This window comes from Microbacterium shaanxiense (genome assembly GCF_054779995.1).
The window spans coordinates 644,593-658,554 of record NZ_BAAGXE010000002.1 but is presented as its reverse complement, the minus strand read 5'-3'; the positions used below and the strand labels follow the sequence as shown (position 1 = coordinate 658,554).

The following is a 13,962-nucleotide window of genomic DNA, read 5'->3' as shown; positions in this document are numbered from 1 at the left end:
ACGACCGTGCGCTATCGTTTGAAACGTCACAATTCTACTCCTCCGCGTGTTCAAAGCACCGGACATATCCGCTCTGAAACGTTTCGAGTATCCGGGAGTCTACGATGAAGTCCGCAGTATCAGCCCCTCGCTTCGAGCATCATCGCGAGCCACTCGGAATCGGAGAGTCACGCCCACGCGTGAGCTGGACCGTCGACTCGGCATCTCCCGGCTGGCGCCAGAGTGCGTATCGGCTCGAGGTGCGTGGGGACGATGGGATCCGCACCTTCGATGTCCGATCACAGGATCAGGTGCTCGTACCGTGGCCGTCTGACCCGCTGAGATCCCGCGAGCGGGCGGACGTGCGGGTGAGCGTCAGCGGTGAAGACGGCGTCTGGAGCGAACCCGGCGCATGGGCGACGGTCGAGACCGGTCTGCTCTCGCCATCGGACTGGATCGCGGGCCCGATCGGCGCCATCTGGGAGCAGAATCCGATGACCGACGACCGCAGGCCGGCCCTCGTCCGTCGCGAGTTCACGGCACGATCGGGGCTCGTGCGCGCACGCCTGTACGCCACCGCCCACGGCCTCTACCAGGCAGAGATCAACGGTCATCGCGTCGGCGACGACGTGCTCTCCCCGGGCTGGACCGTGTACCGGGAGCGACTGCGCTACTACACGTACGACGTCACCGATCTGCTCGCCGACGGGCCGAATGCCATCGGCGCGTGGCTCGGCGACGGCTGGTATCGCGGTCGCCTGGGGTGGCGCGGCGGCTTCCGCAACGTCTTCGGCGACGACCAGTCGTTCCTCGCCCAGCTCGAACTCTCGTACGCGGACGGGACGCGAGAGGTTGTCGCGACCGACACGAGCTGGCGGGCGAGACGGAGTCCCGTGATCGCCTCCGGCCTGTATGACGGTGAAGACTACGACGCGAGAGAAGAGCAGCGCGATTGGTCCTGCGCGGGATTCGACGACGAGGGCTGGGAGCGCGTGCAGTTGCGCCGGCGCGACCCCGAGACTCTCGTCGCGCCCACCGCACCGCCGGTCCGCGTGACGGAAGAGTTGGCGCCGGTCGCCGTGCTCACGACTCCCAGCGGCCGCCGGGTACTCGATTTCGGTCAGAACCTCGTCGGGGTCGTGCGTCTGCGCGCAACCGCGGCCGCCGGCACGACAGTGACCCTGCGCACAGCGGAGGTGCTCCAGCACGGCGAGCTCTACACGCGACCGCTCAGGGAAGCCCGCTCGACCGATCGATACACGTTCGCAGGCCGCGCGGACGGGGAGGAGTGGGAGCCGCGGTTCACGTTCCACGGCTTCCGCTACGTCGATGTCGAGGGCTGGCCAGGCGACCTCGACCACGACGCCGCGAACGGCGCTCTCATCGCCCGCGTGATGCACACCGATCTCGAACGCACCGGATGGTTCGAGTCGTCGAACCCGCAGCTCGACCGCCTTCACGAGAACGTCGTGTGGGGCATGCGCGGAAACTTCGTCGATCTTCCGACCGATTGCCCGCAGCGCGACGAGCGGCTGGGGTGGACCGGCGACATCCAGGTCTTCGCGCCGACGGCGTCCTACCTGTTCGACATCTCGGGCATGCTGTCCGGCTGGCTGCAGGACCTCGCCGCTGAGCAGCTTCCTGATGGCACGGTCCCCTGGTTCGTCCCCGTGATCCCTTCGGACACGATGTGGACGCCCCAGCGCCCCGGTGCAGCATGGGGAGACGCCGCCACGGTCGTTCCCTGGACCCTCTATCAGCGCTTCGGAGACACCGGGGTTCTGCGGGCGCAGTTCGACAGCGCCCGCAGATGGGTGGATCTGCAGGCGGACATCGCCGGCCCGTCACGCCTGTGGGACGAGGGCTATCAGCTGGGAGATTGGCTGGATCCAGCCGCTCCCCCGCAGGATCCGGGCGACGGTCGCACGGATCGATATCTGGTGGCCAGCGGATACTTCGCCCGGTCGGCCCGTCTCGTCGCTCAGATCGCCGAGGTGCTCGGAGAGACCGAGGCGGCCATCCGCTACGGAGCGCTCGCCGACGAGGCCCGCGCCGCATTCATCGCCCGGTACGTCGTCGGGGACGGCATGATGACCTCGGATTCGCCGACGGCATATGCCCTCGCTCTGCAGTTCGACCTGCTGCCGTCGGAGAACCGGACGACAGCCGCCGCGCGTCTGGCGGCGCTGATCCGCGAGAGCGACAACCGCATCGCGACCGGGTTCGTCGGTACACCGCTGGTGTCCGACGCCCTGAGCGCGAACGGACAGCAGGAGACCGCGTACGACCTGCTGCTCGAAGAGAAGTGCCCGTCGTGGCTGTACCAGGTGAACATGGGGGCGACGACGGTCTGGGAGCGCTGGGATTCGATGCTCCCGGACGGCACCGTGAATCCGGGGACGATGACCTCCTTCAACCACTACGCCCTGGGCGCAGTGGCGGATTGGCTGCACCGTGTGGTCGCCGGGCTCGCACCCGAGACACCGGGGTATCGCCGCATCCGCTTCGCCCCGCGCCCCGGTGGCGCGCTCACGTCGGCATCCGCCACGCACACGTCTCCGTACGGAGAAGCCGCGATCTCGTGGAGTCTTCAGGGCGACGAACTCACGGTTGAGATGGTCGTGCCCGTGGGCGCCACGGCGATCATCGATCTGGAGGGCCGCGAACCCGAGGAGGTCGGCCATGGTCGGCACGAGCGGGTCGTCGCCCTCGCTCGAAAGGAGGTCGTCGCATGACCCGCATCGCTTTCCTGCACACAGGAGCCGTCGTCATCGCCCCGGTGATGGAGCGTGCACGCGCCGCCTTGCCTGAGGCGACGTTCATCAACTACCTCGACGATCGCATCGTCGCCGACCTCGCGGACGATGATCGCGCCGGCTCCGTGCCCGGTCGCGTCGCAGGCCTCGCGCGCGCAGCGATGAGCGCCGGCGCGGACCTCGTGATGCTCACGTGCTCGTCGATCTCGCAGCTCGCGGCTCGCGTCGAGGACGAGGTCGGGATCCCGGTTCTGCGCATCGACGAAGCGATGGCGGATGCCGCCTCCGCGGATGCGGCGAGGATCGCCGTGCTGGCGACGTTGCCGACGACCCTCGCGCCCACCGTGGCGCTGCTGCACGAGCGGGCTGCGCGAACAGGGCACTCTCCCGAGATCATCGCCGAGGTCATCGAAGGCGCCTTCGCCGCTGTCAGCACCGGCGATCGCGACGCGCACGATCACCTCGTCGCCGCCGCGATCGAACGAGTGGCTGATCAGGTCGACGTCGTCGTGCTCGCCCAGGCATCCATGGCATCCGCGGCCGAGGCCGTGCAGGTGGAGGTTCCGATCCTCACCAGTATCGTCCCCGGGATCGAACGCCTACGGGATACCGTCACTGCCCGCGCCGCGCACGGCGCACCGACCGAAGGAGCGGAGATCCGATGACGACGGCGACCACGCGCACGCCCCTGCGCGCACTGCAGGCAGATGGGGCCCGTTGGGCGAGCGGGTTCTGGGGCGAGGTTCACGAGCGCACCCGAACGCAGACGGTGCCTGCGATGTGGCAGTCTCTCAGTGACTCGTCCGTGAGTCCGGGGCTGCGGAACTTCCGCGTGGCAGCCGGACTGGAGGAGGGAGCGCACGAGGGCCCTCCGTTCATGGACGGCGACTTCTACAAGTGGCTCGAGGCCGCGGTGGCCCAGCTCGAGACCGATCCGGAACCGTGGCTCGCCGAGACGGTCGAGATGGTCGCAGCGCTCATCGCCTCCGTGCAGCGCGAGGACGGCTATGTCCACACGCCCACGCTGATCGCGTCGCGCAACAACGAGTCGGCGACGGCACTGGCCGACCGATTCCATTTCGAGACCTACAACCTTGGGCACCTGATAACCGTCGGCGTGCGACACCACGCGGTGACCGGATCGACGACGCTTCTCAATGTGGCGCGAGGCGCGGCATCCTTTCTCGAAGACCTCGCGACGAACAAGCCGCTCGAGCTCGCCCGCAGCGCCATCTGCCCGTCGCACTACATGGCGGTCATCGACCTCTACCGCGCCACCGGCGAGGAGCGCTACCTCGAGCTCGCCAAAGCGTTCGTACGCGTACGTGACGACTTCGAGGGCGGAGACGACAATCAGGATCGAGTGGCGGTTCGCGAGCAGACCACCGTCGCCGGTCACGCCGTGCGCGCCAACTATCTGTACGCAGGCCTCACCGACCTCGTGACCGAGACGGGAGATGCCGAGCTCGCGAACGTGCTCGAGAACCTGTGGCGCGACGTCGTCGACACCAAGCTCTACGTGACCGGTGGCTGCGGCGCACTGTACGACGGCGCATCGCCCGACGGGCATCCGTGGCAGGAGCAGATCAGCCGCATCCATCAGGCCTATGGTCGGGCCTACCAACTGCCGAACACCACGGCTCACGCCGAGTCGTGCGCGAACATCGGCATGATCCTGTGGGGCGAACGGATGCTCGCGCTGACGCGCGACGCGCGTTACGCCGACGTCATCGAGCAGATCGCGTTCAACTCCTTCCTCGCCGGCATCAGCCTGGACGGCACCGAGTACTTCTACACCAATGCGCTGCGCCAGGTGCGGGATCTGCCCTGGGAGCTTCGGCGGCCCGGCGACACAGGTCTGCATCCGGTACCGTCTCCGCCCCCTTCGGATGCGCGGATGCGCGAGCGCTACCTGAGCTGCTTCTGCTGCCCGCCGAACACCGCGCGCACGCTCGCGCGCTTCCACGAGCGGGCGGCCTCTGTCGGTGACGACGGCCTCTTTGTTCATCTCTACGGCGGCAGTGAACTTCACGCCGTTCTCGCTGATGGGCGCTCCCTGTCGCTGCGTGAGCAGAGCGACTATCCCTGGGACGGACGGATCACATTCATCGTCACGGAGGCCGAGCTCGGCGGACTCCCGCTGCACCTGCGGGTTCCTGGATGGTCATCCGGAGCGACCCTCGAGGTGAACGGCGAGCCCGTCGAGGTGTCCGCCGCCGGAACCTACGCGACGATCACCCGCGAATGGGCAGCGGGTGACGAGATCATCCTCGATCTGCCCATGCCGGCACGGGTCCTGCGCGCTCATCGCCTGGCAGAGGAGACCACGAATCAGGTCGCGGTGCAGCGCGGGCCGATCGTCTACTGCATCGAGAGCGCCGACCTCCCTGATGGAGTCCTGCTCGAGCAGGCGGCCATCCGCCGCGGCGTCGGCCTGCGCCCTGTCGCCACCGAGATCGCAGGGCATCGCATGGTCGCGCTCGAAACCGAACTCGCCATCCTTCCCCCCGTCGATGAAGACGTGCTCTACACCGATGTGGAGGGCGCACCCGTCACAGCATCCGCGCGCCTCGTGCCCTACTTCGCATGGGGAAATCGTGGGCCAGGCGAGATGTCGGTGTGGCTGCCGCTGGTGTGGTGACGACGTGACAGACAGCGTGATCGCCTCCTATGTCATCGAGACGTCGCTCCCACTTGAGAAGGCTGCCGAAGTTCTCGCCGGGGAGCAGTCGACGGGCACCTTCGTGCGTGTCGAGCGAGAGTCCGACGCGGTTCGCGCGCGTTTCGCCGCCCAGATCGAGAGCCTCGACGAAGTCCCCCTCACAGGAGCCTCACCGCTTCCCGGAACGATCGGCGACCCGGCGACGCGTCGTCGAGCAGTGCTGCGGCTGCGCTTCCCGCTCGACAACTTCGGGCCGTCCATCCCCAATCTGCAGGCCGCAATCGCCGGAAACCTGTTCGAGATCAAAGAGCTGGCGGCGATAAAGCTGATCGACCTCGAGCTGCCGGACGCATTCGCTGAGCGATACCGGGGACCTCGTTTCGGTGTCGAGGGCACGAGAGAGATCATCGGGCGTCCCGACGGCGCGCTGATAGGCACGATCGTCAAGCCCTCTATCGGCTTGTCGCCGACCGAGCTCGCCGAACTCGCCGGCGAGCTCGCCGCCGCCGGAGTCGACTTCATCAAGGACGACGAGCTGCAGGGAAACGGGCCGTCCGCTCCCCTCCGAGAGCGCGTGCGGGCCGTGATGCCTGTGCTGCACAGACACGCTGATCGCACCGGCCGCATGCCGATGTACGCGTTCAACATCACCGACGACATCCACCTGCTCGAGGAGAATCACGATCTCGTCGTGGCCGCAGGCGGAACCTGCGTCATGGTGTGCATCAACATGGTCGGCCTCGCCGGACTCGCGCACCTCAACCGCATCGCCCAGGTTCCGATCCACGGACACCGTGCCATGTTCGGCGCGATCAGTCGATCGGAGAACCTCGGGTTCGCGTTCCGGCCGTGGCAGAAACTCGCACGCCTCTCCGGAGCCGACCATCTCCACACGAACGGCATCTCGAACAAGTTCTACGAGTCCGATCATGAGGTGATCGCGGCGATCGCAGACGTCCGAGCGCCCATCGACACGGTCTCCTCGACGCTACCGGTACTGTCATCCGGCCAGTGGGGCGGACTCGCACACGCCACCTACGACGCCGTCGGCACCTCCGACCTTCTCGTTCTCTCCGGCGGAGGAATACACGGCCACCCCGACGGTGCTGCCGCCGGTGTGACGAGCATGCGCGAAGCGTGGGAGTCCGCGGAGCGCGGCGAATCTGTGCACGATGCACTCTCGACCTCCGCAGCGCTGCGTCGCGCGACCGAACGATTCGGTCCTGTCCGTGGGTGATCCGCGCATCGGCTTCTACGGCGACGACGTCACCGGCAGTGTCGATGTCCTGCTGCAGTTCGCACGAACGGGCGCTCAAGGACGCCTGTTCGTGGGGACCCCTGAGACCTCCGCCCTGGTGGCGGCCGCGGCGGAGTGCTCGGTCGTCGGCATTGCGGGGATCGCGCGATCCCTGCCCACTGACCAGCTCGAAGCGGAGGTCGCACCCGCTTTGAGAGCGTTGCGTACGATCGATCCGGACATCGTGCAGTACAAAGCCTGCTCGACGGCCGACTCCTCACCGGACATCGGCTCCCTCGGTCGGGTCTTGGAGATCGGCCGCGACATCTTCGGCGCCACTACTGTGCCGATGCTGTTCGCGCAGCCCGACTTCGGCCGCTACACCGTGTTCGGACACCACTTCGCCGCCGAAGGAGACAGGGTCCATCGTCTTGATCGTCAGCCGACGATGGCGAACCATCCTTCGACGCCGATGACGGAGTCGGATCTGGCAGTGCATCTGTCGCACCAGACCGCGTTGCCCGTGGGTGCCCTCCACTTCACGGAGTACGCCTCGGCGAGCGCGATCGCACAGCGAGTGCTAGATTCGCGCGATGCCGCGGTCGTCCTGGATGCGCTCGACGATGCGCATCTCGCACTGCTCGGCGACGCTCTCCGCCCACTCGCGCGTCCACTCTTCATGATCGGCTCGGGCGGACTCAGCCGTGCCATCGGACTCGCGCGGACGACGGACAGCGCCACACTCACTGGCTCGATCCGCGCCCGCGGCCCCGTCCTCGTCGTCTCCGGCAGCCGCTCGCCGCAGACCCGCCGCCAGGCCGCGGCTGCCGCAGCGGCCGGTTGGGTGGTGCGCCCGATCCCTTCCCTTGTCGACGACGACGCCGTCGCCGACGTCGTCCGGGTGCTCCGCAGCGGACGCAGCCTCGTGCTCACCTCCGACGACACGACGCTGGACGGCGATGCTCTGGCGGCGATCGCCCGGAGTGCCGCCTCGATGATCACGGGCGCTGTGCAGGCGGGCGTGACTTCGAGGATCATCGTGTGCGGCGGTGATACGTCCAGTCGAGTCGTGCGGATGCTCGGAATCCAATCGCTGTCGCTCGCAGCGAACCCCGAAGGCAACGTCGTGCTCCTCCGCGCCCACTCCGATGACCCGTCGATCGATGGGCTCGAGGTTCTACTGAAGGGCGGGCAGGTGGGCGCTGACGACCTGTTCGTGAAGATCGCTGGTGATCGCGCTTGACCGTGGACCTCATCTCGATTACATTGAATGAAACGATTCATCCACTGGGATATCCGAGGAGCATGTCACCGATGACAGCCGCCACCCGCGTCTGCTTCCAGCTGCAGATCCGCCCGGAACTGCTGGATGAGTACCTTCACCGCCACTCCCCTGTGCGGCCGGAGATGCTCGCCGAGATCGCCGCCGCCGGCCGCCGCAACTACTCGCTGTTCCTCGGCGAAGGCGGCACCCTGATCGGCTACTACGAGACCGATGATGACGCGGCCGCGCAGGCGTACCTCGCCCAGTCGGAGGTCGCCACCCGCTGGGAATCCGAGATGGCACGGTTCTTCGTCGACCTCGACGGCCGGCCCGATCAGGCCGCAACCCCGCTCACCGAAGTCTTCAATCTCGCGGAGCAGCTCTCCGCCACAGCATCCGACATAGAAAGCAGTGCATCGTGACCACGCTCTCCCCCGCCCTCCTCACCGAGCTCGAGAAGCAGTCCATCGAGCTTCCCTCGTGGGCGTTCGGAAACTCCGGCACCCGCTTCAAGGTGTTCGGCACACCCGGCACACCGCGCGACCCGTTCGAGAAGATCGCGGATGCCGCGCAGGTGCACAAGTACACCGCCCTCGCTCCGAGCGTCGCCCTGCACATCCCCTGGGACATGAGCGACTTCGGCGACCTCCGAAAGCACGCCGAGGACCTCGGCGTGCAGCTCGGCACGATCAACTCCAACACCTTCCAGGACGACGACTACAAGTTCGGCGCCCTCACCCATGAAGATGCCGCGATCCGCCAGAAGGCGATCGACCACCACCTCGCGTGCATCGACGTGATGGACGCCACTGGCAGCCGCGACCTCAAGATCTGGCTCGCGGAAGGATCGAACTACCCCGGCCAGGCCGACCTGCGCGGCCGCCAGGACCGCCTGAACGAATCGCTGCAGAAGATCTACGCGCGCCTCGGTGACGACCAGCGACTGGTGCTGGAGTACAAGTTCTTCGAGCCCGCTTTCTACCACACCGATGTTCCCGACTGGGGCACGTCATACGCCCAGGTGGCGTCGCTCGGAGACAAGGCGATGGTCTGCCTCGACACCGGCCACCATGCACCGGGCACGAACATCGAGTTCATCGTCATGCAGCTGCTGCGCCTCGGAAAGCTCGGATCGTTCGACTTCAACTCGCGCTTCTACGCCGATGACGACCTGATCGTCGGGGCGGCCGACCCGTTCCAGCTCTTCCGCATCCTCTTCGAGGTCATCCGCGGCGGAGGCCTCAACAACCCCGACGTGGCGTTCATGCTCGACCAGTGCCACAACGTCGAGGACAAGATCCCGGGTCAGATCCGCTCGGTCCTGAACGTGCAGGAGATGACCGCCCGCGCACTGCTCGTCGACAAGGATGCTCTCACCGCGGCCCAGAAGTCGGGCGACGTGCTGGCGGCGAACGCCGTGTTCATGGACGCGTTCTACACCGACGTGCGTCCGGCCCTGGCCGAGTGGCGCGAGTCGCGGGGCCTGGATGCCGACCCGATGGCCGCATACGCGGCATCCGGCTACCAGCAGAAGATCGCCGCCGATCGCGTCGGCGGCACGCAGGCCGGGTGGGGCGCGTGAGCGTTCGGTCTCGCTCCGGAGAGGAATGGATGCTGTGACCCATCCGTACTCCGCCGCCGATGGACTCGTGCGCGTGTACCCGGCCGAGGCGCCTGATGGCGCTGGGCTCGTCTGGGCGCACGGCGGTGGCTTCCTGTTCGGTGACATCGACATGCCCGAATCCGACTGGGTCGCCAGGCGACTCGCCGACCGGGGGACGACCGTCGTCTCAGTCGATTACCGACTCGCTCCGGTTCCGGAGGGCTTCCACGAGGGCGTGACGGCGCAGCCGGGTCACCCTTACCCTGCCGGCTCCGACGACATGGTGGCCGCGTGGCGATGGACGTTGGCGCACACCGCAGAGCTCGCGATATCGCCGTCAGCTCTCGCGATCGGCGGAACCAGCGCCGGTGGCAACCTGGCGGCAGGGGCTGCGCTTCGTCTCGCCGGCTCGCACGAGGCCCCTGCCCTCGTGCTGCTCGCCTACCCGACGCTCCTCGCCGTGCAACCGGCTCCGGATGCGGCCCTGCGCGCCGCTCTCGACGCCACCCCCGACGCGGACCGCTTCGGCCCCGAGTCGGTCTTGAAGATGTACGAGAACTATCTCGCCGGACCCGTCGACGATGCACCGCTGCCAGCCGTTCCCGGCCGAGCCGCGGCGGCCGACCTGGCCGAATACCCGCCGACCTTCATCGTCAACGGCGACATCGACGAGTTGCGGGTCTCGGCAGAGCACTTCGCCACGACTCTCGCCGCTGCCGGGCGCCTCGTCGAGGTCGTCACGGAAGACGGCACGCAGCACGGCCACCTCAATCGTCCGGAGGAGCCCGCCGCGACCCGTTCGATCGAGCGCATGTCCGCACGCCTCGCCGCCCTGTCACCCCAGCTCTCCCCCGCTCCCTCCGAAGGAACAGCCTCATGACCAACCCCATCGCAGCCGCCCTCATCGAGCGGTCGAACCGCCTGGGCGCCGACCCCAAGAACACCAACTACGCCGGGGGCAACACCTCGGCCAAGGGCACCGAGATCGACCCCGTCACCGGCGAGCCGGTCGAGCTGCTGTGGGTCAAGGGCTCAGGCGGCGACCTCGGCACGCTGAAGGAGCAGGGCCTCGCGGTGCTGCGCCTCGACCGCTTCCGCGCGCTCACAGGCGTCTACCCCGGCATCGACCGCGAGGATGAGATGGTCGCCGCGTTCGACTACTGCCTGCATGGCAAGGGCGGCGCCGCCCCATCGATCGACACCGCCATGCACGGCCTGGTGGATGCTGCGCACGTCGACCACCTGCATCCCGACTCGGGCATCGCGATCGCCACAGCGGCCGACGGCGCGGAGCTGACCGCCAAGGTCTTCGGTGACAAGGTCGTGTGGGTGCCGTGGCGGCGCCCTGGCTTCCAGCTCGGCCTCGACATCGCCGAGATCAAGAAGCAGAACCCGCAGGCGATCGGCACCATCCTCGGTGGACACGGCATCACCGCGTGGGGCGACACCTCGGAGGAGGCCGAGGCGAACTCGCTGTGGATCATCGACACCGCCGCCGCGTACATCGAGGCGAACGGCAAGGCTCAGCCGTTCGGCGCCACGCGCGACGGCTTCGAGGCGCTGCCTGAGGCCGAACGCCGTCAGCGCGCCGCAGCGCTGGCCGGGACGGTCCGCGGCATGGCCTCGACGGACAAGCCGATGGTCGGCCACTTCACCGACTCCGACGTCGTGCTCGACTTCCTCGCATCGTCGAACGCGCCGCGACTCGCAGCGCTCGGCACCAGCTGCCCCGACCACTTCCTGCGCACCAAGGTCAAACCGCTCATCCTCGACCTGCCCACGACGGCATCCGTCGAAGAGCAGATCGCGCGCCTGCACGAGCTGCACACCGAGTACCGAGCCGACTACCAGGCGTACTACGACGCCCACGCGACCGCCGAGAGCCCGGCGATCCGCGGCGCCGATCCGCTGATCGTCCTGATCCCCGGCGTCGGCATGTTCTCCTACGGCGCCAACAAGCAGACGGCCCGGGTGGCCGGCGAGTTCTACGTCAACGCCATCAACGTCATGCGCGGTGCCGAATCGCTCTCGACGTACTCCCCGATCTCGGACGCCGAGAAGTTCAACATCGAGTACTGGGCACTGGAAGAGGCGAAGCTGCAGCGGATGCCGAAGCCGAACTCGCACCAGGGGCGCATCGCGTTCGTGACCGGCGCAGCCTCCGGCATCGGCAAGGCCATCGCCGTCCGTCTCGCCGCCGAGGGCGCCTGCGTCGTCGTCGCCGACCTCGATCTCGAGAAGGCGCAGGCCGCGGCCGCCGAACTCGGTGGCACCGATGTCGCGATCGGCGTCGCCGCGAACGTCGCGGATGCCGACGCCGTGCAGGCGGCGCTGAACGAAGCCGTCCTCGCCTTCGGCGGCGTTGACCTCGTCGTCAACAACGCCGGGCTGTCGCTGTCGAAGCCGCTGCTGGAGACCACCGAGAAGGACTGGGATCTGCAGCACGACGTCATGGCCAAGGGCTCGTTCCTCGTGTCGAAGGCCGCGGCCCGCGTGCTCATCGATCAGAAGCTCGGCGGAGACATCATCTACATCTCGTCGAAGAACTCCGTCTTCGCCGGTCCGAACAACATCGCCTACTCGGCGACGAAGGCCGATCAGGCGCATCAGGTGCGACTGCTGGCTGTCGAGCTCGGCGAGCACGGCATCCGCGTCAACGGCATCAACCCCGACGGCGTCGTTCGCGGCTCCGGCATCTTCGCCTCCGGCTGGGGAGCGAACCGCGCCGCGACCTACGGCGTCGACGAGAAGGATCTCGGCCAGTTCTATGCGAACCGCACGATCCTCAAGCGCGAGGTCGTGCCCGAGAACGTCGCGGATGCCGTGTACGTCCTGACCGGCCCCGAGCTCAGCCGCACCACCGGCCTGCACATCCCGGTCGACTCCGGCGTGGCGGCGGCGTTCCTGCGATGAGTGGCAGAGTCCGTGCGGTCGCGGCCGTCGACCTCGGCGCCACCAGCGGGCGCGTGATGATCGGCCGCGTCGGCGCCGACACGCTCGAGCTCGAACTCGTCACCCGCTTCCCGAACGGACCTGTCGAACACGAAGACGGGCTGCACTGGGATTTCGATGCACTCTACGGCCACATCATCGACGGTCTCGCCGAAGCGGTGCGACGAGAGCCCGCGATCGAGAGCATCGGCATCGACTCGTGGGCTGTCGACTACGGGCTCCTGCGCGACAGGGAATTGCTGTCACAGCCGTTCCACTACCGCGATCCGCGTTCGGAGCGCGGTGTCGCGGAAGTGCACGAGATCGCGCCGTTCAGCGAGCTGTATCGACGCAACGGACTGCAGTTCCTGCCGTTCAACACGCTGTACCAGTACCGCGTCGACGAGCGACTTAAGGATGCCGACACCGCTCTGCTCATCCCGGATCTGATCGCCTACCTTCTGACGGGCGGCCGCGTCGCGGAGCGGACCAACGCCTCGACGACAGGACTGCTGGGCGTGCGCTCGGGCGAGTGGGACACCGAGCTGGCGGATCGCCTCGGCATCCCGACTGCCGCTCTGCCCCCACTGGTCGAGCCCGGTACGCGGATCGGGACGCTGCGCGCCGAGCTCGCGGCCCGCATCGGCAAGGATCTGCCCGTCATCGCGGTCGGCTCGCACGACACGGCATCCGCAGTCGTCGCCGTGCCGCTCTCGTCTGCGAACTCGGCCTACATCTCCTGCGGCACCTGGGGTCTGGTGGGCGTCGAGCTCGCCGACCCGGTGCTGACGGATGCCGCGCGCGAGGCGAACTTCACGCACGAGCTCGGAGTCGACGGACGCTACCGGTTCCTGCACAACGTCACGGGGCTCTGGCTGCTCAGTGAGACCGTGCGCGCGTGGGAAGCGGAGGACGGCGCGGCGATCGCTCTGCCAGCGCTGCTGGATGCCGCGTCCGCGGTGACCGACGACATCACACTGTTCGACGCGAACGACGCGTCGTTGAGCGCTCCCGGCGATATGCCCGCCCGAATCGCGGCGGTGCTGCGCGCCGCGGGATCGCCGGTTCCCGACGGCCGCCCGGCCTTCGCGCGTACGATCGTCGAGTCCATCGCCGCGGCCTTCGCTTCGGCCGTCCACACCGCGGGCGATCTGTCAGGGCGTCAACTCGACAGCATCCATCTCGTCGGCGGCGGGTCGCTCAACCGGCTGCTGTGCCAGGCGACGGCCGACCGCTCGGGGCTCCCCGTGCTCGCCGGCCCTGTGGAGGCGACCGCTCTCGGCAACGTACTGGTGCAGACCCGCGCGCGAGGCGCCGCACCTGCGACGCTCGAGGAACTGCGAGCGCTGGTCGCCCGCACGCACGAACCCGTGCGCTTCGCCCCGCGCTGAGCCGAACCCGCCGGCACACTTGTCAGTCGAAACGCACGGTTGTCAGTGCAGAAACCGCATTCCGGACAGCCATCCGTGTTCTCGGACAGCCCCCGTGCATGAAGACATGCGACTGCACTACGCGATCGCACGGCCGCCC

General features: G+C 67.9%; 10 protein-coding genes. All 10 read left to right on the top strand.

Translation table 11 applies throughout. From position 1 onward, the window contains the following. Positions 1-104 precede the first annotated feature (104 nt). Entirely contained in the window at positions 105-2,714 is a 2,610-nt protein-coding gene (locus ACYVG2_RS08060; protein ID WP_460780486.1) for a family 78 glycoside hydrolase catalytic domain, read from the top strand. Beyond that, on the top strand, positions 2,711-3,400 hold the full coding sequence (locus ACYVG2_RS08055; RefSeq protein WP_460780485.1) for an aspartate/glutamate racemase family protein: 690 nt from the start codon (positions 2,711-2,713) through the stop codon (positions 3,398-3,400). Before ACYVG2_RS08060 ends, ACYVG2_RS08055 begins: the two co-directional genes overlap by 4 nt. Continuing rightward, positions 3,397-5,376 carry a glycoside hydrolase family 127 protein gene (locus tag ACYVG2_RS08050; RefSeq protein ID WP_460780484.1) on the top strand — a complete coding sequence of 660 codons (1,980 nt, stop codon included), beginning with the start codon at positions 3,397-3,399 and terminating at the stop codon, positions 5,374-5,376. The genes ACYVG2_RS08055 and ACYVG2_RS08050 overlap by 4 nt, the downstream gene beginning before the upstream one ends. 4 nt (positions 5,377-5,380) lie before the next feature. After that, complete coding sequence (locus ACYVG2_RS08045) at positions 5,381-6,634, top strand: RuBisCO large subunit C-terminal-like domain-containing protein (RefSeq protein ID WP_460780483.1); 1,254 nt, start codon at positions 5,381-5,383, stop codon at positions 6,632-6,634. Then, positions 6,627-7,877, top strand: coding sequence for a four-carbon acid sugar kinase family protein (locus ACYVG2_RS08040; RefSeq protein ID WP_460780482.1), 1,251 nt, complete (start codon positions 6,627-6,629; stop codon positions 7,875-7,877). The genes ACYVG2_RS08045 and ACYVG2_RS08040 overlap by 8 nt, the downstream gene beginning before the upstream one ends. A 62-nt stretch (positions 7,878-7,939) precedes the next feature. Further along, positions 7,940-8,320 carry an L-rhamnose mutarotase gene (locus tag ACYVG2_RS08035; protein WP_460780481.1) on the top strand — a complete coding sequence of 127 codons (381 nt, stop codon included), beginning with the start codon at positions 7,940-7,942 and terminating at the stop codon, positions 8,318-8,320. Next, positions 8,317-9,480, top strand: a complete 1,164-nt coding sequence (gene rhaI, locus ACYVG2_RS08030) for an L-rhamnose isomerase (RefSeq protein ID WP_460780480.1) — start codon at positions 8,317-8,319, stop codon at positions 9,478-9,480. The genes ACYVG2_RS08035 and rhaI overlap by 4 nt, the downstream gene beginning before the upstream one ends. Before the next feature lie 25 nt (positions 9,481-9,505). Next, positions 9,506-10,381, top strand: a complete 876-nt coding sequence (locus ACYVG2_RS08025; protein ID WP_460780479.1) for an alpha/beta hydrolase — start codon at positions 9,506-9,508, stop codon at positions 10,379-10,381. Further along, positions 10,378-12,414 carry a bifunctional aldolase/short-chain dehydrogenase gene (locus ACYVG2_RS08020; RefSeq protein ID WP_460780478.1) on the top strand — a complete coding sequence of 679 codons (2,037 nt, stop codon included), beginning with the start codon at positions 10,378-10,380 and terminating at the stop codon, positions 12,412-12,414. The genes ACYVG2_RS08025 and ACYVG2_RS08020 overlap by 4 nt, the downstream gene beginning before the upstream one ends. Then, entirely contained in the window at positions 12,411-13,823 is a 1,413-nt protein-coding gene (locus ACYVG2_RS08015; protein WP_460780477.1) for a rhamnulokinase, read from the top strand. The genes ACYVG2_RS08020 and ACYVG2_RS08015 overlap by 4 nt, the downstream gene beginning before the upstream one ends. Positions 13,824-13,962 lie beyond the last annotated feature (139 nt).

What these genes read in the sequence shown, in the direction of transcription:
- ACYVG2_RS08060 (WP_460780486.1), top strand. Translation starts at nt 105, where the DNA reads ATGAAGTCCGCAGTATCAGCCCCTCGCTTCGAGCATCATCGCGAGCCA.
- ACYVG2_RS08055 (WP_460780485.1), top strand. Translation starts at nt 2,711, where the DNA reads ATGACCCGCATCGCTTTCCTGCACACAGGAGCCGTCGTCATCGCCCCG.
- ACYVG2_RS08050 (WP_460780484.1), top strand. Translation starts at nt 3,397, where the DNA reads ATGACGACGGCGACCACGCGCACGCCCCTGCGCGCACTGCAGGCAGAT.
- ACYVG2_RS08035 (WP_460780481.1), top strand. Translation starts at nt 7,940, where the DNA reads ATGTCACCGATGACAGCCGCCACCCGCGTCTGCTTCCAGCTGCAGATC.
- ACYVG2_RS08025 (WP_460780479.1), top strand. Translation starts at nt 9,506, where the DNA reads ATGGATGCTGTGACCCATCCGTACTCCGCCGCCGATGGACTCGTGCGC.
- ACYVG2_RS08020 (WP_460780478.1), top strand. Translation starts at nt 10,378, where the DNA reads ATGACCAACCCCATCGCAGCCGCCCTCATCGAGCGGTCGAACCGCCTG.
- ACYVG2_RS08015 (WP_460780477.1), top strand. Translation starts at nt 12,411, where the DNA reads ATGAGTGGCAGAGTCCGTGCGGTCGCGGCCGTCGACCTCGGCGCCACC.